Source organism: Haloferula helveola, from assembly GCF_037076345.1.
Classification (GTDB): Bacteria; Verrucomicrobiota; Verrucomicrobiia; order Verrucomicrobiales; family Akkermansiaceae; genus Haloferula; species Haloferula helveola.
In genome coordinates this window covers 4,060,266-4,084,973 of sequence record NZ_AP024702.1, presented here as the reverse complement: position 1 = coordinate 4,084,973, position 24,708 = coordinate 4,060,266, and the positions used below count along the sequence as shown (strand labels likewise).

The following is a 24,708-nucleotide window of genomic DNA, read 5'->3' as shown; positions in this document are numbered from 1 at the left end:
CGTTGCGACGCGGGGGGGCGACTCGCTCCCCACAGGCCGCTCTTCACATGTCGATGCCCGGCGATCCGGGCTCGATCGTGATTTCCTCTTCGCTCATCCACGGGGTCGGCACGCGGAAATACTTCTTCTCCGAAGTCGGGTATTCCGGATCAGCGACCAGCGTCCCTGCCGGGATGCCCCGCACGTCGACGAGCCTGTTGCCGTAAGGAGAAAACACGAAGCCCGGCTTTCCTGGCGCCGGCCTCGCCACCACTTGCTCTCCTTCGGCAATCCGGATCAGTCTTCGATCGGGCGTGGTCGGATCCAGTATATCGGTCCCGGGAAGCACTCCCCGAATGTCGACCGCCTCACCCGTGTAAGGACTGTGCACGAACCCCGGGCTGCCCTCCACCGGCTTGCCCGAACGAGGCTTCGCGTCGGCCGGCGGACGCACACGGATCTTCGGGGAGGCATCGGTCACCGCCTCACCACCATCCGCATCCGCGGAAACGGGGCGCCCTTCGTGAGGCGGCGGCGCATTGCCGGACCCATCCGCTTCCCGTTCCTCCGGTTCACGATCGCAGCCAACCAAAAGCAAGGTCGTCACTATCGCCAGAAGCCCGGTTCTCATGTTCCCAGATTCCACCTTCCGGACCGGTCCCGTCAAGACGCCGGAAACGGGATCAGGCGCAAGAATCTCGAACCGCTCCACGTCTCCTATCCTCCCGATGAAGCTCCGTCTCCTGCTCGCCCTGCTCGTCCTCCCCTGCCTCCGCGCCGCGGATGCTCCGCCCAATCTGATCTTCATCCTTGCCGACGACATGGGCTGGGGTGACCCGGCCTGCTACGGCGGCAAAATCGCCACTCCCCACATTGACCGGATCGCCACCGAGGGGATGCGTTTCACCGATGCCCACACGACTTCCGCCGTCTGCACGCCGACCCGCTACTCGATCGTCACCGGCCGCTACAACTGGCGCTCGCGGATGAAGAAGGGCGTCCTTAACGGCACCTCCCCCGCCCTCATCGACGCCGACACGCCGACCATCGCGGGCATCCTCGGCGAGGCCGGCTACACCAGCAGCGTGATCGGCAAGTGGCACCTCGGGCTCGGATGGCACAAACTCGACAAGCCCCGCAAGGCGGACTCTGGACCGACCAAAGGCGGCGGCTGGGATCTCGACTACTCGAAGAAGGTCGACAACGGCCCGCTGGCCCGCGGCTTCACCCACAACTTCCTGTTCCCGGCATCGCTCGACATGCCGCCCTACCTCTACCTGCGCGACGACGTCCCCGTCGGCACGCCGACCCTGACCAAAGCCTTCCTCGTCCCCAACCGCCCGGGCGCCGCGCTGGCCGATTTCGAAGCCTCGGCCTGCCTCGCCGACTTCGCCCGCGAGTCCCGCGCCTTCATCGGCAAGTGCGCGGAAGCGAAGAAGCCGTTCTTCCTCTACCTGCCGCTCACCAGCCCGCACACGCCCATCGTTCCGTCCGAAAAGTGGAAGGGGAAATCGGGACTCAGCGACTACGCCGACTTCATGATGGAGACCGACTGGGTCGTCGGCGAGGTGCTCGCGGAACTCGACGCCCGAGGGGTCGCCGACAACACGCTCATCGTCTTCACTTCCGACAACGGCTGCTCGCCGATGGCCGACATTCCGGGACTCGTGAAGAAGGGCCACGACCCCTGCGGCCCGTGGCGTGGTCACAAGGCGGACATCTACGAAGGCGGTCACCGGGTTCCCTACGTCGTCCGCTGGCCCGGACAGGTGAAGGCCGGCACAACCTGCGATCAGACCGTTTCCACCGTCGACTGGTTCGCCACCGCCGCCGATGCCGCCGGACTCGGCGGGAAGATCCCCGACAACGCCGGAGTCGATTCGTTCTCCCTCGTCCCGCTCCTGCGCGATGCGTCCTTGTCCGAACCGGTTCGCCCGAGCGCGATCCATCACTCGATCAACGGCTCGTTCGCCATCCGCCGCGGCGACTGGAAACTCTGCCTGTGCCCGGGTTCCGGCGGTTGGTCCGCCCCCAAACCCGGCGCGGCGCTCAAGGACAAATCACTGTATCCCGTCCAGCTCTTCAACCTGAAGGATGACCCGGCCGAGGAAACGAACCTCGCGGAGAAGAAGCCGGAACTGGTGAAAGAGCTCGCCGCCGAACTCGCCACCGCGATCCGCAAGGGACGCACCACTCCGGGACCGGATCAAGCCAACGACGGCTGGCCCGGAACCACCCCGAAGTCGGTGGTCGAGTTGCTTCCCGTGCTCAAAGAGTAGGATCCGGCGACAGGTCGTTCATTCGTCGAGCGTGAAGCCGATCTTCACGGTCACCTGCCAGTGCGCGACCTTGTTGTCCTCCAGGTGGCCGCGGATCTCGGCGACTTCGAACCACCGCATGTTGCGCACGCTCTGCGACGCCTTCGCGACGGCGTTGTTCACCGCATCCTCCACTCCCTGCGTCGACGATCCGACCAACTCGATCTTCTTGTAGATGTGATCACTCATAGCGATCCAACCTATCGCAACCCTCGCCCGCAACAAGTGATCATGGACCGCGCACTTCAGTCCGCCCCGGAACCGCCGGCCTTCCGCGCGACGTAGACGGTGCTCGCCGACTCACAGTCCTGATGCGGATTGTGGAAGGTCACCACGTGGGCAGCGCAGTCTTCGAACACCTGCTCCAGAGCGGCCATGAACCCGTCATCCGGCGGATCATCCGACCACAGGGCGAAGACGCCTCCCGGGTGAAGCTTATCCAGCAGCTTCGCCAACCCGTCGGAGGCATAGAATGCCGCGTTTCCCTCGTGGAGCAGCTTCGAAGGCGAATGGTCGATGTCGAGCAGCACCGCATGGAACTTCCGACCGGATTCATCCGGATCGAACCCGTCACCCAGCGCCTTTCCGAAGAAGTCGCCATGCACGAAACGGCAACGCGGGTCCTCCGTCAGACCGGCCCCCAAGGGAACCATGCCTTTCTCGTGCCACTCGATCACCGGCTCGAGAAAATCGACCACGATCAGTGACTTCGTGCCGGACTGGTCCAGCGCTTCACGTGCCGTGTAGCCCAAGCCCAGGCCACCGACCACCACATCCAAAACCCCTTCCCCCGGGAACGCTTCCGACGCCGCTGCCAGCCCCAGTCTCGAAAGCGCCTTCTCCACCTCGTTGAAGAGACTGGTCATCAGATAGGCATCGCCAAGGATCACCTCGTAAACCTCGAGATTGTCCAGCGGCAGCAGGGTGCGCCGTCTCAGGATCAATTCACCCAGCGGAGTCTGCCGGTAGTCGAGTTCCTCGAAACGTGGTGTCGGTTGCATGGAGTCAGTTATCCGCTTGGTCGCCACAGCGTAGCCAACGAATTCTGCGCGCGCCGGAAGCGGTCGGACTTACTCCTTGTTCTCGAGGTCGCGCAGCACGAAGAGCAACAGGTCCGACTCCTTGTTGTAGACCCTGACCGTCGCGAGGGACACGCCGCTCTTGTTCCTCGCGAAAACCCCGACCGGCAGGTAGGCGGTCTTCTTGGTCTTGGCAGGAAAAACGAACTCCTTCGACGGCTTGCCGGTGGGCTCCACTGAAACGCGGATGCCGTGGTTGCCGGTATTCACCGCGAACCACGCCGCGTCCATCCGCGCCTTGGTGCTGTAGCCGAACTTGATGAACTTGAACCGCTCCTCCGGCTTCACCCATTCCTTGATGTAGGCCGCCTCCTTGGGCAGCAGGCGCTTGTCGACATTCACCCACGACGCGCGACGCGAGTCCTTGACCAGCAACTGCGCTTCCAGACCTTCATCCCCTTCCCGCTTGTCGATCAGCTTCGCGACAATCGTGTTGCCGGTGACAGCATCCCGCCACTCGCGGAAATCGTCGCCGTGCAAGGGCGAAACCAGACACGCGAGCCCGAGAATCCAATGCAGGAGCGGACGGATCGGAGCATTCATGCACCCGATGATGCAAATCTCCGGAATCGGCACAAATCCCGATTCTCCGACTCCTTGACCAAGTCCCTGCACCGACCGACGCTTGCCGCGACCCATGACCGCCCTCGAGTTCAGCCCCATCGATGAAATCATCGCCGAAATCGCCGCCGGGCGGGTGGTGATCGTGGCCGACGACCCGGACCGCGAGAACGAGGCCGACCTCGTCGCCGCCGCCTCGCTCTGCACGCCGGAGACCATCTCGCTGATGGCGGTTCACGGACGCGGCCTGATCTGCGCGCCGGTCACCGGCGAGCGGGCCGAGGAGCTTGACCTCCCGCCCATGACCCGCCGCAACCGGGAGGGCCAGAAAACCGCCTTCACCATCTCGGTCGACGCGGCCACCGGCATCACAACCGGGATTTCCGCCGCCGACCGCGCCCGCTGCATCCGCCAACTCGCCGAGCCCCAATGCGGCCCCGATGACTTCGTCCAACCCGGCCACGTCTTTCCGCTCCAGGCGATGCCCGGCGGTTGCCTGCGTCGCGCGGGACACACCGAGGCGGCGGTCGATCTCGCCCGCCTTGCCGGTCTTCCGCCAGCCGGGGTGATCTGCGAGATCATGAACGATGACGGCACCATGTCGCGCGTCGGCGAACTCGGCGAGTTCCAGAACAAGCACGGCCTCAAGGCCTGCACCATCGCCCAGCTCATCGAGTGGCGGCGCCGCACCGAGAAGCTCGTGGTCCGCGAGGAGACGATCAAGCTGCCAACCGACCACGGCGACTTCGACTGCCACCTCTACCGGATCGAGACCGACGGCACCCACCACCTCGCGCTCAGCCGCGGCGAGATCCAGCGTGACCGCCCGACACTTGTGCGGGTCCACTCCGAGTGCCTGACCGGCGACGTTTTCCTTTCCAAGCGCTGCGACTGCGGCGGACAGCTCGATGCCGCCCTCGAGCACATCTCCAAGGAAGGAGGCGTCCTCCTCTACCTTCGTCAGGAAGGACGCGGAATCGGTCTCGCCGCCAAAATCCACGCCTACAAGCTCCAGGAGCAGGGCCTCGACACCATCGAGGCCAACGAGCGCCTCGGCTTTTCCGCCGACCTTCGCGACTACGGCATGGGAGCCCAGATCCTGCAGGACCTCGGTGTCGGCAAAATCCGCCTGCTCACCAACAATCCGAAGAAAGTCGTCGGCCTCGAAGGCTACGGACTCGAAATCGTCGAACAGGTCCCGATCAGCCTCCCCGCCAATCCCCACAACGAGCGCTACCTCTCCACCAAACGCGACCGGATGGGACACCGGATCTGAGGCTCCCCGCCCTGTTGACATTTTCGTAACCCCGACCCATACCGACGCCCATGTCCACGGCGCTCCCGCCCAAACCCCGGATCATCGGCCCCCGCGTGCGCGTCTGCATTGTGGCCGCTAAGTACAACGAGCAATTCGCGGATGCCCTGGTCGACAACGCCGTGGAGGAAATCGGTGAGCTGATGCCTTCCACCCGCATCGACCTGATCCGCGTCCCGGGCGCCTTCGAGATCCCGGTCGCCGCAGCTACGGTACTCGACCGCGAGAAGCCGGGCTGCGTGATCGCTCTCGGCGTGATCCTCAAAGGCGCCACCGCCCATGCCGATCTGATCGCGAATTCCGTGACCAGCGCCCTCCAGACCCTCGCCATCCAGCACAAGGTGCCGGTGATCAACGAGGTGCTGCTGGTCGAGGACGAGAAGCAGGCCTACGCCCGCTGCATCGGCGCCAAGCTCAACCGCGGCAAGGAAGCCGCCCGCGCTGCCGCCGCCATGGTCGATGTCTTCCACGAACTCGACCGCACCATGCCGGTCGACTCGGAAACTCCCGCCCGCGCCAAGTAGGATGCCAAGCCGTCGGCAGATCCGCGAGGCGGTGATCCAGTTCCTCTACTGCGCCGACATCGAAGGAGGCGCCGAGGCGAGCTCACTCCGGGACGCCTTCTGGCAGTTCGTTACCGAGTCCGACCGCCGGGCGCTGGTGCTCGCCACCTGGAAGCTGATCCAGCACCTCAGCCTCGGCCGCGAAGAGCGCTACGCCGAAATGGTCGAACGACTTCCAAACGCCCGAGCCGTGCTGCGGGCCCGCCCCGAACTCGAGTCCTCGGCCGCCGCGCTCGACCGCATCTTCGAGCTCGAGGAAGCCTGGTCGGCCCAATTTTCCGCCCTAGCCAAAATCCGGCGCGACGACGAGGACGATACGGTCTCGGAGAAGTTCGGTGCCGGCTTTGACAAGCTCTTCAGCATCGACCGCGACCTCCGCTTCGCGCGCTCGGAGTTCCTGCGCGTGCTCGACGACCACCCGGGCCTGCGCCCGCAGCTCGAACCCGTCGCCGGACCGATCAACCGCCTCGACCGGATCTCCGAACGGCTGCAGATGATCCAGCACCCCGAGGACTTTCCCGATCAGGCGGAGTTCTCGAAGATCCGCGAGTCCCGGGCATCGCTCACCGAGCTCCGCGAAAAGAGCGACCGGATCGCCGATGCGGTGCTCGCCGAAAAGCCGCAGATCGATGAGCGGCTCAACGCCGTGGTCGAGAACTTCGCACCGGAGCGGATCGATCCGATCGACCGCGCCATCCTGCGGCTCGGCACTTGGGAAATTCTCTCGAATCCCGATGTTCCGACACCGGTCGCCATCAACGAGGCCATCGAGCTCGCGAAGAAGTTCGGCACCACTGACTCCGGCCGCTTCGTCAACGGCATCCTCGACAAGATCGCCAAGTCCTGAGCCGTCCGCGGTCCAAGATCCGGAGGATTTTCCAATGCCCCGGCGGTCCGGGAGCTGCTAGACCAATCCCCGCCCCACTCCGCGGCCCGCGTGCTTGAGCTTCGGAATGCGGAGCTCCAGACTGGATCCTTCCATGCAGCGCCACCCGACCCCTTTCCAAATCCGCACCCTCTGGCGGGCTCTCACCGGCGTCGCGATCGGAATCCTCGGCCTGCTGCTGGTGGCCTTCATTTGGCTGCTCGGCAAAGTGCTCGGCTTCCTGCAGCCGGTGATCGTGCCACTCGCCGTGGCCGGCATCATCGCCTACCTGCTCGACCCGGTCGTCCGCTGGTTCCAGAAGCGGGGCATGTCGCGCCTGCGGGCGGTGATCGTCACCTTCGCCTCCTTCCTGCTGGCGATCGGGGTTCTTGTCGCGATCACCATTCCGATGGTCGGCAATCAGCTCAACGAGTTCCGCCTGCAGAAGTCGCTGAAGGCGGCCGCAGGCACTCCGGCAGCGAAGTTCGACGACAAGATCGTCGATGTGCTGGTCGACACCCGGCAGAAACAGCCTTGGACGCAGCCGGTCATCGACAGCTTGCTCGCCCCTCCCGTCGACGATTCCGTGCCCGTCGCTTCCCGCTCGTCCAAACGTGAGGAGATCTCGGCCCAACTCGACAAGTTGGCCAACTCGGAAGACCTCAAACCGAAGCACGGGATCAAGTTCGCCAACACCACGCTGTGGAATTACCTGAAGACCCTGAGCGATGACATCGTCGACTGGATCAAGGGCAGCACTTCGAAAGTCCTCGGCTTCCTGGGCCTCGTGCTCGGCCTGCTGATGGTGCCGATCTATCTCTACTACTTCCTCAAGGACGCCTCCTCAATCCGGGAACACTGGCACGAGTACGTGCCGCTCAAAGCCTCGCGATTCAAGACCGAGGTCATTGAGACGCTGACCGAGATCAACGGCTACATGATCTCGTTCTTCCGCGGACAGGTCCTCGTCGCGTTCATCGACGGCATCCTGATCGGGATCGCGCTCACGATCTTCGGACTGCCGCTCGGACTGCTGATCGGGATCATGATGGCCATCGTCGGGATCATTCCCTTCGTCGGAAACATCATCACCCTGATTCCGGCATGCACGATCGCATGGTTCCACTACTCGGACCCGTCGAACCAAGGTTGGCTCGGAACCAACCCTTGGTCCTACGTCGCCGCGGTGGCGGCCATCTTCTTCATCGCCCAGCAGATCAACTCGATCGTCACCGCGCCGAAGATCGTCGGCGACTCGGTCGGCCTGCATCCGATGACCGTGATCTTCTCGATGATCTTCTGGTCCCTGATCCTCGGCGGTTTCATCGGGGCCTTGCTCGCTGTGCCCTTGACCGCATCGATCAAGGTGCTGTTCCGCCGCTACATCTGGGAAAAGAAGATCAAGGATCCGCCCCCGCCCGACTCATCGACTGTGGGCGACCCCGACGACATCGAAGCCGAGCCGGCCTGAGCCGCAACGGAGTGGCGTTCTTCAAGCGCCATATCATGGCCCGGCGGTCTCCGACCGCCCTTGATCCCCACGCTCCAACCCGCTCTCATCCGCGGCGTGCGACTCGCCTTCATCCTCGCTCCGCTCCTCCTTCCCGATGCGGAAGCAGCCCTGCTCGCCCACGTCACCACCACCGAGGGCGTGATCACCACCGAGTTGGAGTACGCCACCGCCCCCTTGGCGGTCGCCAACTTCATCACTCTCTCGCAAGGCATTCGCAACCGCATCGACCCGCTGACCGGAGCCGTCACGAACACCCCGCTCTACGTCGGCGAAACGTTCTTCCGCACCGGCGACAACAGTTTCTCGAAGTTCGCCCAAACCGGCTCCGGATCGGGTAGCAACAGCGGCAGCACGGGCTTCACGTTCCGGGACGAGTTCGATCCCGCCATCCGCCACACCGGCTACACGTTGTCTTCCGCCAATTCGGGCCCCAACACCAACGGTGGACAGGTCTTCTTCACAGGCAACATATCCATACCGGCCTACGACGACCTCCACACCATCCTCGGCCGCGTCACGGATCCCGCAAGCCGGGCTGTGGTCGACGCCGTCATCGCCGCCGGCGACAACGGCAGTTCGATCACCGCTGTAACGATCGAGCGCACCGACCCGGGCGCGGTTGCCTTTGACGAGCATGCCCAAGGCCTGCCGACCGTCAGCGAGGTCGATGGCGCGTTCCGGGTCGAACCCGGCCCGGTCGCCCATTTCGATCCCGCCGCCGCCCTTCCGTCCGGCACGCTTCTCGCGGTCCGCCGCAGCGTGAACCTCAACCAGTGGGGAGCCTTGGCCGGTGTCTTCAGCGGCTACGACAATGCCCCTGTCCTTTCGGCGAAGGTCGACGAGGGAGCCGGTCCGAGGGCATTCTACCGGTTCGCCACCGTTGACTATGCCGGAGCCCTCGCCCCGGGCACACTCGGCAATCGCGTGCTGTTCATCGACGCTCCCGACCAGGGCTGGACCTTCACCTTTACGTTCGACGCCTCAGGCACGGGAGGGACCTGCTCCTACTTCGACGGCGCCGCAACCTCCGTCAGCAACATCGTCTATGTCTACTACGCCACCCACGGCTTCAGTTCGACGCTGCTCGTCGACACCGACGGACTTCCACTGTTGAGGTTCGGCCTCGGCCACGACGGATCAAACGCCACCCATGTCGACGGGCGGCACACGTGGGCAGTCTACAGTGGAGGTTGGATCCCCTATGGCGGAGGCACCTTCACCCTCACCCGGTGACCCCGAACCACTCCGGCTTCACCAGCCAGACGCAGTAGGTCAGGTAGCCAACGAGGAGGATTCCTCCCTCGATCCGGTTGAGCCGGTGGCCGCGCATCAGGAACGGCACCAGCAGCAAGGTGAATCCGCACATCACGACCACATCGATCGTGTTGAGACTCTCGACCACCAGCGCCTTGACCGCCGATGTCAGCCCCATCACGGCGAGGATGTTGAACAGGTTCGAGCCGATCAGATTGCCCGCGATGATGTCGGTCTGACCCTTGCGACTGGCCGCGATGGTGGTCGCCAGCTCGGGCAAAGAGGTCCCGATCGCCACCATCGTCAGGCCGATCACCAGTTCGGGAACGTTGAGCACCCGCGCGATCGTGACACCGCTCGTCACCAACCGGTCGGCGCCGTAGATCAGTCCGGCCAGCCCCAGCACCACCCAGCCGAGACTCTTCAGGGTCGGCGCGAGACCCGACTCTCCGGCATGGGCGAGCGCCTCCTCGGGCACATCCGCGAGCGCGGGATCCTCGGGAGTCGACCGGGCGAGACGGATACTATGAATCACGTAAAAAACGATTCCACAGAACATCACCACACCCTCCCAGCGGTCGAGTTTGCCATCGATGATCATCGCCACGAACCCGCCGGTCACCACCAGCAGGATCGGCAGCTCTCGACGCACGACCTGACTGCTGACCGTGAGCGGGCGGATGAGGGCGGCGATGCCCAGCAGCAGCGCGATATTGCAGATGTTGGATCCGACCACGTTGCCGACCGCGATGTCGGCCTGGGTGTTCGGATCGAGGTTCGCCTTCAGGCTCACCAGCAACTCCGGCGCGCTGGTTCCGAAAGCCACCACGGTGAGCCCCACGACCAGGGGCTTGACCCGCGCCCGCAGGGCCAGTTCGGAGGCGCCACGCACCATCCAGTCGGCGCCGAACGACAACAGGGCGAGCCCGAGCACCAACCATCCCACGTGCGGCAGCAGTTCCATCGCGGCCACCCTGCCGGGAATCCCCCACAATCCAACTGGAAATCCCCCGCGCTTTTCCAACCGCGGTGACCCGATTTCGAAAATTGGAATTTGGAATTTGGAAATTCGGAGCCGTAGGCTCCGCCGCATGTCCCGCACGCATTGCATCGCCATCCTCGCCGGAGACGGAATCGGCCCCGAAGTCATGACCCAGACCCTGAGGGTCCTCGATGCAGTCGAGGCCTCCCACGGATTCACGACCGAACGCAGCGAGCGACTGGTCGGCGGCGCCGCGATCGATGACGGCGGCCACCCGCTGCCACCCGCCACCGTTGAGGCCTGCGAGAAGAGCGACGCGATCTTGTTCGGCTCCGTCGGCGGACCGAAGTGGGAGTCGCTCCCGCCGGACATCCAGCCCGAGCGCGGGGCACTTCTGCCGTTGAGAAAGCGCTTCGGCCTGTTCGCCAATCTGCGCCCCGGCGTCTGCCTTCCTTCGCTCACCCATGCCTCGCCGGTCAAAGGCGAGCTCATCCCGAACGGCTTCGACGTGCTCTGCGTCCGCGAACTGACCGGCGGTGTCTATTTCGGCACGCCGAAGGGCCGCGAAGAGCGCGATGGCGAGACGGTCGCCTTCGACACCATGGTCTACAAGAAGAGCGAGATCGAACGCATCCTGCGGGTCGCCTTCACCGCCGCCATGGGCCGTGGCAAGAAGCTCGTCTCGGTGGACAAGGCAAACGTCCTCGCGTCGTCCGTGCTGTGGCGCGAGACCGCCTTGGAGATCGCCAATGAGTTCCCCGAAGTCGAGCTCTCCCACCTGTATGTCGACAACGCCGCGATGCAACTCGTGCGGCGCCCCGACTCCTTCGACGTGCTCGTCACCGAGAATCTCTTCGGTGACATCCTCTCCGACGAGATGGCCATGATTTCCGGCTCGCTCGGAATGCTGCCGTCGGCCTCGCTCGGAGCGAAGAAGGAAGGTACCGACCTTTACTTCGGAATGTACGAGCCGAGCGGCGGATCGGCCCCCGACATCGCCGGCCAAGGCGTCGCCAACCCGATCGCCCAGATCCTTTCCGCCTCGATGATGCTCCGCTACTCGCTGGGCGAATCCGAAGCCGCGGATGCCATCGACGCGGCCGTGGCGAAGACGATCGACGACGGCTTCCGCACCGGCGACATTGCCACCGGGGATCCCAGTGAGACCCGTGTCGGCACCGAAGCCATGGCCGGGGCGGTCATCGCGAGGCTCTGAACCCCGAACGGGATTGCCGGATCGGGGGGACAAGCCTTGCCCTTACCGGTCCCAGCGGCCAGATTTGCCGCCCATGAGCGACGACAACTCCGTCCGACCGGTCTGCATCGCAGGCACCGGCAGCTACGTTCCCGAAAAAGTCCTCACCAACGCCGATCTCGAGAAACTCGTCGATACCACGGACGAGTGGATCGTCACCCGCACCGGGATCCGCGAGCGCCGGATGGCCGCCGAGGGCCAGCACACTTCCCACCTCGCCACCAAGGCCGCCGAACGGGCACTTGAGCAGGCCGGATTGTCCGCCGACGACGTCCAGCTGATCATCGTCGCTACCATCACCCCCGACACCCTCACTCCCGCGACCGCCTGCTACGTGCAGCAGAATCTCGGGGCCTTGGGCGCGGTCGCATTCGACATCTCCGCCGCCTGCTCCGGCTTCCTCTACGCGATGAAGATCGCCAAGCGCCTGATCTCCGACGGCGCCTTCGAGAACGCGCTCATCATCGGCGCCGAGAAGCTCTCCTCTTTCATCAACTGGGAAGACCGCACGACCTGCGTCCTGTTCGGCGATGGAGCGGGGGCCGCCGTGCTTAAGAAAGCGACGGAGCCGGAGGACGGCGAGATCCTCGCCACCGAAATGGGTACGGATGGGCGCCAGACCCACCTGCTCAACATCCCGGGAGGAGGCTCTGCCTGCCCGATTACGATCGAGAACGCCGACCAGCGTCTCGCGACACTCGCGATGCTCGGCAAGGAGGTCTTCAAGCACGCGGTCACCCGGATGAAGCAATCGGCGGAAAAGGTCATCGAGCGGTCCGGCCTGAAACCCGAGGACATCGCCTTGGTTGTCCCCCATCAGGCCAACCTGCGGATCATCGACGCCATCGCGGAGCGACTCGACGTCCCTTACGAGCGGGTCTTCACCAATCTCCAGAAGTACGGAAACACCTCGGCCGCCGCGGTTGCCATCGCACTGGACGAGGCCAACCGCTCCGGCCGGATCAAAAAGGGCGAACACGCCGTGCTGGTCGTCTTCGGCGCCGGACTCACGTGGGCCGCGGCGGCGGTGAAGTGGTAAGCGACCAGGGACTCCGTAGTCGGCATCACCGATAACACGATCCAGCATTCATGGCCTACCGCACCTCTCCCGCCGACCTCGAAGGCATGCCGCCCGGCGTGCCGCACATCATCGGGAACGAAGCCGCCGAACGGTTCTCGTTCTATGGAATGAAAGCGGTGCTCGCCGTTTTCATGGCGAACTACCTCCACTACATGGACGACCGGGTCGGTACCGCGATGAGCAGCGCCGAAGCCACCGAGAATGTCCATATCTTCAACGCCTTCGTTTACCTGACTCCCTTCCTCGGCGCCTTCCTGAGCGACATCCTGCTCGGCAAGTACCGGACGATCATCCTGCTTTCGATCGTCTACTGCGCCGGTCACGCCGCCCTCGCCCTGATGGGGACATCCGGCAGCTCGGCATGGTGGATGTTCGCCGGACTCGGACTGATCGCGCTCGGCTCGGGCGGCATCAAACCCTGCGTCTCCGCTCACGTCGGGGATCAGTTCGGATCGAAGAACGCGCACCTGCTGCCGCGCATCTTCAACTGGTTCTATTTCTCGATCAATATCGGCGCGGCCGTCTCGATGGTCCTGACCCCGTGGCTGCTCGAGTGGTATGGGCCGCACTGGGCGTTCGGAGTCCCGGGGGTTCTGATGGCCATCGCCACGGTGGTGTTCTGGATGGGCCGCCACCGCTTCATTCACGTTCCGCCCGCCGGCCTCCGCTTCTTCAAGGAGATGTTTGCCGAAGGAGGTATCCTGGTCCTCCTCAAACTTGTCCCGCTGTATCTGTTCGTCGCGGTCTTCTGGGCCCTGTTCGACCAGACCGGATCCACCTGGATTTTCCAGGCTCAGGACATGGACCGGGAATTCCTCGGTCACAACTGGCTGCCATCGCAGATCCAGTCGATCAACTCGGTCTTCGTCCTAACCTTCATCCCGATTTTCACCTACGTGATCTACCCGCTGGTCGGACGGGTGTGGAAACTCACGCCGCTCCGGAAGATCGGGCTCGGACTTTTCGTGATGGCCGGCTCGTTCGCTCTGGTCGCGCTGGTCCAACAATGGATCGACGGCGGCCAACGCCCGAACATCGGCTGGCAGGTCATGGCCTACGCGCTGCTCACCGCCGCCGAAATCATGGTGTCGATCGTGGCACTCGAGTTCGCCTACACGCAGGCGCCGAAGACGATGAAATCGCTGGTGATGTGCTTCTATCTCGGCGCGGTCTCGGTCGGCAATTTCCTCGTCGCGGGCATCAACCACTACATTCAGATTCCGAGTGCGGCGCAGGAACAACTCGATCAGGCGATCGAGGGACTTCCCGCCGACTGGCGCGACTCGCCGCGCAGCGTCGCCCTTGCCGGACACGACGGGCTGACCGGCACCGACGACGACTTCATGGCACAGCTCGAGGAAGGCACTCTGGTCGAGCTTGAACTTCCGAAGTCAGCCGCCTTCGACACCCTGCTTCGCCGACTCCGCGATCTCACCGCCGACGGCGAACCGCTCCCCACCCCGGAGGACTTCGCCGAGGAAATTGGCGAATCCGCCGGTGAGGACCCCTGGGGCAATCCCATCCGCTACGAGCTGCTCAACTCACGCACCGCACGCCTCATCTCGGACGGTCCTGATGGCGAATCCAACACACGCTGGGACATCGGCTACCGGGTGAGCATTCCGGAGCCCGCCCCCCCCGAAGAGGAATCTTGGGCCGACGCGCTCCATCCGGACGAACCGTGGCTCGAGCGACGGAAGCGCGAGCTCGGCGTCGGAGAAGAGAGTGCCGAAGCAGCGGAAGATGACAGCCCGCTGGAAGAAGAGACCTTTGTCGGCGGCCAGTCGAAGATGCACGGAGCTCCCTACTTCAGGTTCTTCACCTGGCTGATGCTGGGCACCGCCATCGCCTTCATCCCCTTCGCTCTCGTCTATCGTCCCCGCACCTATCTGCAGGACTAGGGTTGCCGCATGCTGACCGACTCCCACTGCCACCTCGCTTCCCACAAGTTCCCGGCATCGGAGGTGCCGGAACTGGTCGGAAGGGCACGCGATGCCGGCGTGACCCGGATGGTCACGCTTGCCACCTGTCTCGACGACATCGACGCCAATCTGGCCATCGCTTCGAACCACCCGGAGGTGCGGTGCTGCATCGGCATCCATCCCTGCGATGTTCATCACGCCCCTACGGACGTCATCGACCTCATTCGTCCCCTCCTCGGCGACCCCAGGGTCTGCGCCGTCGGCGAAACGGGACTCGATTACTATCATCCGGCCCCCGACGGCTGGGACGAGGAGACCTTCCGGAACCGGCAACGCGAACTTCTCGATGCCCATTTCCTGATGGCCGCCGAGGCCGGACTGAACGTGGTGATCCACACCCGGGACCGCAGCGGCGACGCGTCCCTGCAGGACGCACTGACGATCTACCGCCGCCACGCCGAACGGGTGCGCGCCGTATTCCACTGCTTCATCAGTAGCCCCGACAATGCCCGCTCGGTTCTCGATCTGGGAGGACTGGTCTCCTTCGGCGGGGTCGCGACATTCAAGAACGCGACCGACGTCCTCGAACTCGCGTCGACCCTGCCCGCGGACCGCTTCATGCTGGAGACCGACTCGCCCTACCTTTCGCCCCACCCCCACCGCGGCGAGCGGAACGAACCGGCAAGAACCCGAATCATCGCCGAGAAGATTGCGGAGTCCCGAGGAATGGAACTCGAGGATCTGGCCCGGATCACCCGTGACACCGCCTGCGCCTTCTTCCGAGGCATTGAATAAATCGAGTGGGTCGCGCCGTTAGCTTTCACGAAGGATCTCTCGCTTCTTTCCATTTCCGGGAGCGCCTGCTAACCCACACACGTCACCGAACATGAAACCGACACGCCTCCTCTTCCTTGCTTCCGCCTGCGCCTCGCTCGCCTCCTGCGGCCTGGGCGGCGACGATGAAAACTACGATACCGCCGGCTACGACACCTCAGACCCCTACGGAGTGCCTAGCCAGGACGGATACGAATCCGCCCCCTACCAACAGGTCAACCCGCCGGCCTCCGACCCGACCTACGGCAACGCCGCCTACGAAGAGACGACCCCGAGCGTGCCCACAGTTCCGACCACTCCCGCCGCCACCGCGTCGACCCACACCGTGGTGTCGGGCGACACCCTCTGGGGACTGAGCCGCAAATACGGCGTCAGCGTGGATGCCATCCGCTCGGCCAACGCGATGGCCGCCACCGACAACAACATCCGGCTCGGCCAGACTCTCAACATTCCCGTACAGTGAGATTCACCGGTGTGACCGTCGCGCTCGCGGCTGCCGCCATCTTCGGCGGCGTGCTTCGGGCGGACGAGACACCCGCTGCAACTCCCCAGAATCTGGGAATCGCGGTCGAGGAGATGCTCTCGACCCGCGAGTCGGCCGAAGCCCTCGAGGCCGCCATCACAAAGGCGCGCGAGCTCGGCGCCACCGAACAGGCAATTCTCGAGGCCCGCTTTCTCTTCCACGTCGACCGCCGGGAAGACGCGGAACTCGCGGCAATGGCTCCGGGCATGCTCGCCCAACGGGACAAGTTCCGGCTCTCCGAGTCGCAGATCTTCGCCGTCAAGGAAGACTGGCTGGCCGTCGTCGAGTACGTCCAGGCCATCGCGGCCCTCCAGAAAGACGACCGCGAAGGCTTCAAGAAGCACATCACCGAGGCTTTCTGGCTGAGCCCCCGTCAGGGCGCCGCATTCGCTCCGCACATCGAACGCCTCCGCCTCAAGGACGCGATGGCCAAGGCCCGGGTCGACTTCAACCTTCCGCTGCCCGACCTCGCAGGCAGACCGACCAGCATCGGCCAGCTGGCAGGAGACAACAAGGCGGTCCTTCTCCACTTCTTCTCCCCATGGAGCCGGGAATGTGAGGAAAGCATGGCCGACCTCCGCGCCGTTGCCAAAGAACTCGCGAAACACGGCATCGCTCTGGTCAGCATAGTCGGTGAACCCGGCCCCGAAGCGTTGACGGATACCAACGCGATTCTCGGTGCCTTGTCCGAGCCCGCTCCCGGAGCATGGGTCGCGGACCATGCCGACAAGCCTCTCAGCCGGTTGCTGCGTATCGAATCGGCACCGTCGATGGTGCTGGTGGAAGCCGATGGCAAGATCCGCTTCAACGGCCACCCCGCCGACGACGAGCTCTGGAAAGAGCTTCGCAAGATCGCTCCGGAATGCCGCCAACCGCGGCTTGAAGATTCCGGTCACTGAGCCGGTCGAACTACGAGGCTTATCGTACGAGATTCCCGTACGTGCCTCCGGAGGCTCGGTAAGGGTATTTTGGAAAAGTTAACTTTTTGGCCAATTTAAACTTGACGTTCGCCGCCGGTACGAACTTTATAGTGACTGTTTCAATCGCGTTCTTCCCATGGCAACTCCTTCACATCCCTCGAACCTCGAACTCCAGGCGCTTTCCGTCCTGTGGCATGAGGGCCCTTCTACGGTGGGTGACGTACTTGAGGCCCTCCCCGACGGGAAGGACCGAGCCTACACGACCGTGCTCTCGGTCATGCAGAGCCTCGAGCGCAAGAAGCTCGTCAAACGGGTCCGCAGCGGACGCGCCCATGTCTACGAGCCCGCCCACCCGAAGGAGATCATCCTTCGTGAAGCCACTTCCGACTTCCTGACCAACGCTTTTGGAGGGCGCCTCGGCGAGGCGATCCTCGCACTGCTCTCCGCCGGCAATCTCACGCCGGAAGAGAAAACCAACATCGAACGCGAACTCAAACGACACAAAGCCATGGCTGCAAAGAAAACCACGAAACGGGCCGCCAAGAAAAAGGTGGCGAAGAAGGCGACCAAGAAAAAGGTAGCCAAGAAGGTCACCAAGAAAGCTGCCAAGAAGAAGGTGGCTAAGAAGGCCGCCAAGAAAAAGGTAGCCAAGAAGGCCACCAAGAAAAAGGCAGCCAAAAAGAAGGCCGCTAAGAAAAAGGTAGCGAAGAAGAAGGCCGCCAAGAAAAAGGTGGCAAAGAAGAAGGTCGCCAAAAAGAAGGCTGCTAAGAAAAAGGTAGCCAAGAAGAAGGCCGCCAAGAAGAAGGCCGCCAAGAAAAAGGTAGCAAAGAAGGCGACCAAGAAAAAGGCCGCCAAGAAAAAGACGGCCCGTAAAAAGAAATAACTTCCCCAACCCGAAACAGCCGCGTCACGCTCGAAAGTGATCTGGACTGTTCGCGTTGAGTAGATGTTCAAGAGGCGGAGGGCAGGTCCCTCCGCCTCTTCATTTTCCGGCGAAAAAGCATTTGCATCGCCCGGGGCCGCTCCCTAGTCTGCCGCGCCTGCCCGGAAGGGGTCCCCAGGGACCCGGCCCAATGCGCGGTTAGCTCAGTGGTAGAGCACCACCTTGACACGGTGGGGGTCACTGGTTCGAACCCAGTATCGCGCACCATTTCCTTCCCCGGCCAAGGCGCTCTCCATGCCCGGCCTGTCACCCACACCCGATCACCTCGCGGTCCTGTTACGCCTTCTGGACGACGAGACTCCGGAAGTCCGCGAGTCGCTTGAGGAGGCGTTCGCTCCTTTCGGCGGCGACGTCAGCGAGCTGCTTGGCGACTCCCCTGTCCGACTTTCCGACCAGGAACTCGAAACCCTTTCCGAGTTGCTCCTTCCCGCCCGTCGACGGCGGCTCCGCCGGGAGTGGATCGTTCCGGTCGCGGGACTGCCCGCCCTTGAGGAAGACTGGGATCGCTTCGAGTCGATGCTGCGCATGCTCTCGGACTACCTCCACGATGGAGTCGCACTGAGGCAGCCCCTCGGCGATGCCATCGACTTGCTCGCCGAAGATACCGAAGAAGCCTTCTACCGCGGCGGCGCCCCGGCCGTAGTTTCCCGGCTGCTGGGCGAACGGATCATCCGCACCGATCCCCGGGGAGAATTCGATGCCCGTCATCTGGAGCTCGCCGCTGTAGCCGCGGGCGCACCTTCCAACGCGGTCGGCTGCGGCCTCGTAACGCTGCTGGTTGCCCGACGCCTCGGAGCGTCGATCTCCGCCATCAACCTACCCGGCGCATTCTTCCTTTCCGTGGAGGGAAACGATGGCCCGACGGTTCTCGACCCCGGTTCGAGAGGTGTGCCCATCGAGGAGGAGGAGTTCCGTCACCGGATTCGCAGGTATCCCAAGGAAATCCAGCTGCTCGCCCACCGGCCCGCGACCCCCGGGGAATTGCTGCTGCGTGTGACCGAGGAACTCGCGACATGCTTCGCGGTCAACGAGCAGGATGATGACGCCCGGCTGATGGAGGAACTGGTCGTCAGCCTGATCGGCCAAGCCTGATCCAGCCTCAGACTTCGCCGTCGGGGTAGAGCTCGTGGAACTTGATCGCCTCGACGGCGACCGCGGCGGCCGTGCCGAAAATCGTCTCTTCGGAGGCAGTCCTCGGCACCTGCGCGGCGGGGCGCCCGAGTCCGACGAGAATCTGACCGTAGTTCATCGCCCGCCCGCAGTGCTGAAGCAGCTTCATTGAGATGTGGGCGGCGTCGAGATTCGGGAAAATCAGCACGTCCGCGCTGCCGAAGCCGTCGCCGGGGATCTTCGTCTCCGCGGCAGTCGGATCGAGCGCCACATCCGCCTGAACCTCCCCTTCGATTCGCATCTCGAGGAAATCTGCCGAGACCTTCTCGCGCGCGACCACCGTAGCAGCCGCCACCTTTTGCGCTCCGGGAGTCGCCGCCGAGCCCTTCGTCGAGTGACTCAATAGAGCCACCTTCGGCTCCCGCCCGAGGAAGTGCCGGGCCAGCTTTCCGGTCTCGACCGCCATGGTCGCGAGTTGTTCGATGTCCGGCTCAGGCACCAGCCCGCAGTCCGCGAGGAGAATCATCCCCTCGTCTCCGAAATGCGCGAGGTGCGGTGCCGATAGCACCGTGACGCCGAACAGCTTGGGGATGTTCGGCATCGGCTTGATCGAATGCAGAAAGGCCCGGAACAAGGTTGCGGGCAGTGCCACATTTCCGCCGACCACCGCATCCGCCTGGCCATACTGGGCCATCAGAGCCCCGAAATAATGAGGCTTCGCCACGAATTCCGAGCATGCTGAGGAAGGTCGGGAGCGGTAGCGCTCGATCTTCTGAAAACGTCGGCAAAAGAGTTCGAAGTCGGAGGATTTCGAGGGTTCGATGACTTTGACGAAATCCAGACTCACACCGATCGACGACGCCATCGCCCGGATGCGCTCCCGGTCCCCCAAAAGGATCGGGACGACCGCCTCGGCCTTCACGAGACGCTCCGCGACCCGCAGGACCCGCGCATCCTCGCCTTCGGTGAAGACAACCCGCTTCGGATGGCGCTTGAGTTTCTCGATGAGTGGCTCGGTAAAGCGAGCGGAAGCTTGGGCTTGGCTTGGGTCGTCGTTCATCAAAAACTGCCGCGTCTCCCGACGCGCCGGCAGATTAGCCTCCCCCTCCAAACCGTCGCAACCCGAAAGCCACCTTGCCCGCCGACTATCACACCCACACGCCGCTTTGCCATCATGCGCGAGGTGAGCCGGAGGCATTCATTGACGCCGCCCTCGCCGCGGGCGTGACGGAGTACGGCATCTCGGACCACTCGCCGGTCCTTCCCGAGCCTTTTGACGACTGGCGAATGTCGGAGGCGGATCTGCCGGCCTACTTCGAATGGATCGATCGGGCCCGCAGCTATGCCGGTGACCGCGTTCCGGTGCGGGCCGGATTAGAGTGCGACTGGCTCGCGGGATGCGAGAATTGGATCCGCGACCTCGCAGGGAAGTACCCATGGGATTACCTGATCGGCTCGGTGCACTATCTGGGAGCCTGGGACTTCGACAATCCCAAGTGGCTTGGCCGCTGGGCGGAGTGTGATGTGGAGTCCGTCTGGATCCACTATTGGCAGACTTACGCGGACATGGCGAAGAGCGGGCTGTTCGACATCCTCGGTCACCCGGATCTCGTGAAGAAATTCTCCCATCGCCCCGAGGGAGACCTCGACCGGTTCTACGTGCCGACGATCGAGGCCATCGCCTCATCCGGAGCCACGATCGAACTCAACACCGCCGGAAGGCACAAGCCGTGCGCGGAGGCCTATCCGGCACCCCGTTTCCTCGAACTCGCCCACGAGGCCGGTATTCCGCTGGTCATCTCCTCCGACGCCCACGCGCCGGAAGAGGTCGCCCGCGACTTTCCCACGGCGATCGAGATCGCTAAGGCTGCCGGCTACCGGGAAACCCAGCTCTTCGAACGGCGGGAACGACGCGCCGAAACTCTCTGACCGGCAATTCAACCGGCGACCGCACGGATGATCTCCCGGTAGACGTCTTCCGCAGTCTCCACGGTGCTTGCCGCCCCCAGAATCACCGGTCGCTCATCGGGGTCGACCACATCCCTGCCGTGGGAACCACGCACGAGCCCGGCATCCAGCGGGATCAGCTCGAGCAAACCACGCATCCCCAGCTTCTTCTTGAGGAGAAACCTCGCTACCACCCACTTCGGAAGGGCGACTTCAGGATCGATGAACAACTCGGCCGGGTCGTAGCCGGGTTTTCGATGGATATCCACCGTGCGAGCGAAATCCGGCGCGCGGGCATCATCGGTCCAATAGTAATAAGTGAACCACGCATCGGCATCGGAGATGGCAATCAAATCGCCGGCACGGTCCGTCGCCACGCTGTCTCCCCACATCTCGGCCGCGGTTCGGACCTCGTCGACGCCATCGACGCCATCCAACATCGCCCTCACCTCGCCGATGCGTGACCGGTCGCGGACATACACGTGGGCCACCTGATGATCGGCAACGGCGAACACCTCGGAGCCGCCCGCGTCCAGGGTCTCACGCCCGAGTTCGTCCTTCACCTGGATCCAGCCACGATCACGGAACAAGCGGTTCAGATGAACCGGTCGGGATACGGCGGAGATGCCATACTCGGACACCACCAGGACACGAACGTTACGACTTTCGTAGTAATCGATCAGGTCATCGGTGACATCGTCGATCGCCCGCAACTCGGCATCCATCTCCTGAACGCCGGGACCCCACTTCTGAAGTCCGTAGTCAAGGTGCGGCAGATACACCAGACTCAGGGTCGGACTGGCCTTGTCCTCCGTCCACCTCGCCGCCTTCGCGATCCAAGACGACGACGCGATTCCCGCGGCCGGCCCCCAGAAGGCCGGAAACGGGAAGTCGCCCAGCACCCCCTTCACCTCCTCCCGCCACTCCATCGGGTGCGTGTGGATATCGAAAACCTTCCTTCCGTCGGCCGGGTAGAGCGGCCTCGGAGTCATCGAGTAGTCGGCGGTGGAATACATGTTGTACCACCAGAAGAGCTTGGCGCAGGTGAATCCGGGGTTTTTCCTCCTCAGTTCCTCCCAGACTTTCTCACCCCGCACCAGATGGTTGCTCTGCTTCCAGAAGCGGACTTCCGCACTCTCCCGGTCATACCATCCGTTGGCCACGATACCGTGTCCCCGCGGGCACTCGCCGGTGAGCATCGATGCCTGTGCCGTGCACGTGACCGCGGGAAAAGCAGGACGGAAGCCCTGACTGCCGTTCTCCTCCGCAAACCGGGTGAGCCGGGGCATCGACGGTCCGAGCAGGGACTTGGACAAGCCTACCACATTGATCACCGCCACGCGCTGCATGGCGGCTAGACTTCCACTCCTTTCCCCCGATGACAATGCCCCAACAACCGTCTTGAAGGCGACACGGAGTTCCTGCGCTTTTTTGTCATACAACCCTTCCAAAGCAGTGCCGATGACGCGAATTCCTGACAGTTCGACACCTGATTGCCATTGAGTCAGCAGACCGCCGGCGGCACCATTTCCGGCATGAAGCTTTTCGGCACCGACGGCATTCGCGGCCAAGCCAACCAGTTCCCGATCACGCCCGAAGTGGCGCTCCGGGCCGGCAAGGCGGTCGCAAGCGTCCTCCGCTCATCCGGCGCGAACCGTAACCGGGTGGTGATCGGAAAAGACACCCGCCTTTCCGGCTATATGCTTGAGACCGCACTGACGTCCGGCCTCGTATCGATGGGCATGGATGTCTACCTGCCGGGCCCCTTGCCAACTCCGGCGATCGCCCACCTCACGAAGTCAATGGGCTGCTCCGCCGGGATCATGCTGACCGCCTCCCACAACCCGTATCAGGACAACGGCCTGAAGATCTTCGGCCCCGATGGCTACAAGCTCTCGGATGAGCTCGAGGAGGTGATCGAGCGCCACATTCTCGGGGACGAGGCGGAGCCACCGGCGATGGCACCCGACCGGATCGGGAAGGCCAAGCGGATCGATGACGCCCGCGGTCGCTACATCGAGTATGCCAAGCACACCGCCAACAACATCGCGCTGCACGGACTGAAAGTCGTGGTGGACTGCGGCAACGGCGCGGCGTGGTCGATCGCCCCCCTCATTTTCCGCGAGCTCGGTGCCGAGGTAATCGAAACCGGCACCTCACCGAACGGTCTCAACATCAACGACGCCTGCGGTGCTCTCTATCCCGAGACCGCAGGAGCACTCGTCCGTGAGCATCAGGCGGATATCGGGATCTCTTTCGATGGCGATGCCGACCGGGTGATCTTCACCGATGCCACCGGCATGCCCGTATCGGGCGATCGGATTCTCGCGCTCTGCGCGATCGCACTCAAGGAACAGGGGCTGCTCAAGGGCGACGCGATCGCCGTCACCGTGATGAGCAACCTCGGTTTGCACGAGGCGATGCGGCGGGAGGGAATTTCGGTCGCGACCACCGCAGTGGGCGACCGCAACGTGATCGAGCACCTGCGCAAACACGGCCACTCCTTCGGCGGTGAGAATTCGGGACACCTGATTTTCGCCGACCAGGCGACTACCGGAGACGGAATCCTCTCCGCGCTCCAAGTGCTCGCGATGATGAAGCGAAAGGGCGCCACACTCGCCGAACTCGCCGCCTGCATGAAGGAATTCCCGCAGCAACTCGTGAATCTTCCCGTCCTCTCGAAGCCTCCGCTAGATGAGCTCGAAGGCCTCAGGAGCCTGATGGCGGAAGCCGATGCCGAGTTCGGAGACGCGGGACGACATCTCATCCGCTACTCCGGCACCGAGAACAAGATCCGGATCCTCGTCGAGCACCGCGACGCCGATGCCGTCCAGCGGTGGACCGAGCGATTCACCGACGCGGTCAAACAGGACATCGGAGTGCCCGCCTGAACCCCTATCCACCCATGCCAATTTTCTCCGAACGCGCGATCGAGGACTTCCCAATCGGAAATCTGCCGTTTTCCGAACACCACAAGCTCTGCGGCCGGGATGACGTCCAGTTCCACTCGCAAGCTTGGGTTTCGCCAGAAGATCTCGCGCACCTTTCATCCGATGGGCCGACTTCGCTTCTCGGAGCACAAGGCGCGCCTCTCGCATGGCTCGGCAACTACCCGGATCTCGAGGCCACCCATACCGCCGACAATTCCTTTCTGGTGGTTCATCCGTGGGACCTGATCCGCGCGAACGAACTCTACGTCGGATCGATCGAGGAAGACGTCATCGAGGGCGACGTGCACTCGATGGCCGTCATCGGAGGCAAGGTCCGCATCGGGAAAGGAACCCGCATTCTTCCCGGAGTCGTAATTGAGGGCAATGTCGTGATCGGCGCCAACTGCAAGATCGGACCGAACTGCTACATCCGCGGCAACACCTCCATTGGCGATCACTGCCACATCGGCAACGCGGTAGAGATCAAGAACTCGATACTGCTCTCGCATACGAATGTCGGCCATCTCTCCTACGTCGGCGACTCGATCCTCGGCGAACGGGTGAATTTCGGCGCCGGCACCGTCACATCGAACCTTCGTCACGATGGAAAGACGCACCGGACGATGGTCGGAGACGTCCTCGTGAATACCGGCCGCCGGAAGTTCGGCTGCATCGTCGGTGACGGCGTGCACACCGGCATCAACACGTCCATCTATCCCGGGCGGAAATTGTTCCCGGGCACATCCACCCGGCCGGGCGAGATCGTGCAGCGTGACCTCCACCCGTCACCCTGACCGGCCTTCGGCCCGAACCC

At 63.6% G+C, this 24,708-nt stretch carries 23 protein-coding genes, 1 tRNA gene and 1 pseudogene; 18 read left to right on the top strand and 7 right to left on the bottom strand.

Annotated elements, in window-relative coordinates; genetic code table 11:
* Nucleotides 1–43 precede the first annotated feature (43 nt).
* Nucleotides 44–610: a hypothetical protein gene (locus HAHE_RS15370; RefSeq protein ID WP_338685636.1), complete on the bottom strand. Its 567-nt coding sequence runs from the start codon at nucleotides 608–610 to the stop codon at nucleotides 44–46.
* A gap of 97 nt (nucleotides 611–707) precedes the next feature.
* Between HAHE_RS15370 and HAHE_RS15365 the strand changes: the two genes are divergently transcribed.
* A complete protein-coding gene (locus tag HAHE_RS15365; RefSeq protein WP_338685634.1) occupies nucleotides 708–2,258 on the top strand; it encodes an arylsulfatase in 1,551 nt (516 codons plus the stop codon).
* A gap of 18 nt (nucleotides 2,259–2,276) precedes the next feature.
* On the opposite strand, the gene HAHE_RS15360 is transcribed toward HAHE_RS15365, so the two are convergent.
* The 3 genes from HAHE_RS15360 to HAHE_RS15350 all read right to left on the bottom strand — a co-directional run bounded on the left by HAHE_RS15360 (nucleotide 2,277) and on the right by HAHE_RS15350 (nucleotide 3,919).
* Nucleotides 2,277–2,486 (bottom strand): dodecin, encoded by a 210-nt coding sequence (locus HAHE_RS15360; protein ID WP_338685633.1) that lies wholly within the window; start codon nucleotides 2,484–2,486, stop codon nucleotides 2,277–2,279.
* 56 nt (nucleotides 2,487–2,542) lie between these two features.
* The gene (locus tag HAHE_RS15355) at nucleotides 2,543–3,298 is read right to left on the bottom strand and encodes a hypothetical protein (protein ID WP_338685632.1); all 756 of its coding nucleotides are present in this window, start codon (nucleotides 3,296–3,298) and stop codon (nucleotides 2,543–2,545) included.
* A 69-nt stretch (nucleotides 3,299–3,367) separates the two neighbouring features.
* Nucleotides 3,368–3,919: a hypothetical protein gene (locus HAHE_RS15350; RefSeq protein ID WP_338685631.1), complete on the bottom strand. Its 552-nt coding sequence runs from the start codon at nucleotides 3,917–3,919 to the stop codon at nucleotides 3,368–3,370.
* A 94-nt stretch (nucleotides 3,920–4,013) separates the two neighbouring features.
* Between HAHE_RS15350 and HAHE_RS15345 the strand changes: the two genes are divergently transcribed.
* The 5 genes from HAHE_RS15345 (at nucleotide 4,014) to HAHE_RS15325 (ending at nucleotide 9,426) form a co-directional block, all read left to right on the top strand.
* Complete coding sequence (locus HAHE_RS15345; RefSeq protein ID WP_338685629.1) at nucleotides 4,014–5,213, top strand: bifunctional 3,4-dihydroxy-2-butanone-4-phosphate synthase/GTP cyclohydrolase II; 1,200 nt, start codon at nucleotides 4,014–4,016, stop codon at nucleotides 5,211–5,213.
* A 50-nt stretch (nucleotides 5,214–5,263) separates the two neighbouring features.
* Nucleotides 5,264–5,776: a 6,7-dimethyl-8-ribityllumazine synthase gene (ribH, locus tag HAHE_RS15340; protein WP_338685627.1), complete on the top strand. Its 513-nt coding sequence runs from the start codon at nucleotides 5,264–5,266 to the stop codon at nucleotides 5,774–5,776.
* Nucleotide 5,777: 1 nt separating this feature from the next.
* Nucleotides 5,778–6,662, top strand: coding sequence for a transcription antitermination factor NusB (nusB, locus tag HAHE_RS15335; RefSeq protein ID WP_338685625.1), 885 nt, complete (start codon nucleotides 5,778–5,780; stop codon nucleotides 6,660–6,662).
* A gap of 133 nt (nucleotides 6,663–6,795) precedes the next feature.
* On the top strand, nucleotides 6,796–8,151 hold the full coding sequence (locus HAHE_RS15330; protein WP_338685624.1) for an AI-2E family transporter: 1,356 nt from the start codon (nucleotides 6,796–6,798) through the stop codon (nucleotides 8,149–8,151).
* Nucleotides 8,152–8,211: 60 nt separating this feature from the next.
* Nucleotides 8,212–9,426 (top strand): peptidylprolyl isomerase, encoded by a 1,215-nt coding sequence (locus tag HAHE_RS15325; RefSeq protein ID WP_338685623.1) that lies wholly within the window; start codon nucleotides 8,212–8,214, stop codon nucleotides 9,424–9,426.
* On the opposite strand, the gene HAHE_RS15320 is transcribed toward HAHE_RS15325, so the two are convergent.
* A complete protein-coding gene (locus HAHE_RS15320) occupies nucleotides 9,416–10,411 on the bottom strand; it encodes a calcium/sodium antiporter (RefSeq protein ID WP_338685622.1) in 996 nt (331 codons plus the stop codon). The genes HAHE_RS15325 and HAHE_RS15320 overlap by 11 nt on opposite strands.
* Nucleotides 10,412–10,538: 127 nt before the next feature.
* Here HAHE_RS15320 and leuB point away from each other — a divergent pair, with 127 nt between their 5' ends.
* The 9 genes and pseudogenes from leuB to HAHE_RS15275 all read left to right on the top strand — a co-directional run bounded on the left by leuB (nucleotide 10,539) and on the right by HAHE_RS15275 (nucleotide 18,999).
* A complete protein-coding gene (gene leuB, locus HAHE_RS15315; protein ID WP_338685621.1) occupies nucleotides 10,539–11,645 on the top strand; it encodes a 3-isopropylmalate dehydrogenase in 1,107 nt (368 codons plus the stop codon).
* A 73-nt stretch (nucleotides 11,646–11,718) separates the two neighbouring features.
* Complete coding sequence (locus tag HAHE_RS15310) at nucleotides 11,719–12,723, top strand: beta-ketoacyl-ACP synthase III (protein ID WP_338685620.1); 1,005 nt, start codon at nucleotides 11,719–11,721, stop codon at nucleotides 12,721–12,723.
* A 50-nt stretch (nucleotides 12,724–12,773) separates the two neighbouring features.
* Nucleotides 12,774–14,666, top strand: a complete 1,893-nt coding sequence (locus HAHE_RS15305; protein ID WP_338685619.1) for a POT family MFS transporter — start codon at nucleotides 12,774–12,776, stop codon at nucleotides 14,664–14,666.
* A gap of 9 nt (nucleotides 14,667–14,675) precedes the next feature.
* Nucleotides 14,676–15,482, top strand: a complete 807-nt coding sequence (locus HAHE_RS15300; RefSeq protein WP_338685618.1) for a TatD family hydrolase — start codon at nucleotides 14,676–14,678, stop codon at nucleotides 15,480–15,482.
* Nucleotides 15,483–15,573: 91 nt separating this feature from the next.
* On the top strand, nucleotides 15,574–15,984 hold the full coding sequence (locus tag HAHE_RS15295; protein ID WP_338685617.1) for a LysM peptidoglycan-binding domain-containing protein: 411 nt from the start codon (nucleotides 15,574–15,576) through the stop codon (nucleotides 15,982–15,984).
* Nucleotides 15,981–16,943, top strand: coding sequence for a TlpA disulfide reductase family protein (locus tag HAHE_RS15290; protein WP_338685616.1), 963 nt, complete (start codon nucleotides 15,981–15,983; stop codon nucleotides 16,941–16,943). Before HAHE_RS15295 ends, HAHE_RS15290 begins: the two co-directional genes overlap by 4 nt.
* Before the next feature lie 157 nt (nucleotides 16,944–17,100).
* Nucleotides 17,101–17,400: pseudogene (locus HAHE_RS15285) on the top strand (BlaI/MecI/CopY family transcriptional regulator); the annotation flags it as partial.
* Between the two features lie 639 nt (nucleotides 17,401–18,039).
* Nucleotides 18,040–18,114: transfer RNA gene (locus HAHE_RS15280), tRNA-Val, on the top strand.
* 27 nt (nucleotides 18,115–18,141) lie between these two features.
* A complete protein-coding gene (locus HAHE_RS15275; protein WP_338685615.1) occupies nucleotides 18,142–18,999 on the top strand; it encodes a transglutaminase family protein in 858 nt (285 codons plus the stop codon).
* A 7-nt stretch (nucleotides 19,000–19,006) separates the two neighbouring features.
* Here the strand turns inward: HAHE_RS15275 and HAHE_RS15270 are convergent, their stop codons facing one another.
* Nucleotides 19,007–20,077, bottom strand: coding sequence for a phosphate acyltransferase (locus tag HAHE_RS15270; RefSeq protein ID WP_338685614.1), 1,071 nt, complete (start codon nucleotides 20,075–20,077; stop codon nucleotides 19,007–19,009).
* A gap of 74 nt (nucleotides 20,078–20,151) precedes the next feature.
* On the opposite strand from HAHE_RS15270, the gene HAHE_RS15265 reads away from it, so the two are divergent.
* Entirely contained in the window at nucleotides 20,152–20,946 is a 795-nt protein-coding gene (locus HAHE_RS15265; protein WP_338685613.1) for a histidinol-phosphatase HisJ family protein, read from the top strand.
* Between the two features lie 8 nt (nucleotides 20,947–20,954).
* Here the strand turns inward: HAHE_RS15265 and HAHE_RS15260 are convergent, their stop codons facing one another.
* Nucleotides 20,955–22,313: a nucleotide pyrophosphatase/phosphodiesterase family protein gene (locus HAHE_RS15260; protein WP_338685612.1), complete on the bottom strand. Its 1,359-nt coding sequence runs from the start codon at nucleotides 22,311–22,313 to the stop codon at nucleotides 20,955–20,957.
* A 150-nt stretch (nucleotides 22,314–22,463) separates the two neighbouring features.
* On the opposite strand from HAHE_RS15260, the gene glmM reads away from it, so the two are divergent.
* Nucleotides 22,464–23,855: a phosphoglucosamine mutase gene (gene glmM, locus HAHE_RS15255; protein WP_338685611.1), complete on the top strand. Its 1,392-nt coding sequence runs from the start codon at nucleotides 22,464–22,466 to the stop codon at nucleotides 23,853–23,855.
* A gap of 14 nt (nucleotides 23,856–23,869) precedes the next feature.
* Nucleotides 23,870–24,688 carry a hypothetical protein gene (locus HAHE_RS15250; RefSeq protein ID WP_338685609.1) on the top strand — a complete coding sequence of 273 codons (819 nt, stop codon included), beginning with the start codon at nucleotides 23,870–23,872 and terminating at the stop codon, nucleotides 24,686–24,688.
* Nucleotides 24,689–24,708 lie beyond the last annotated feature (20 nt).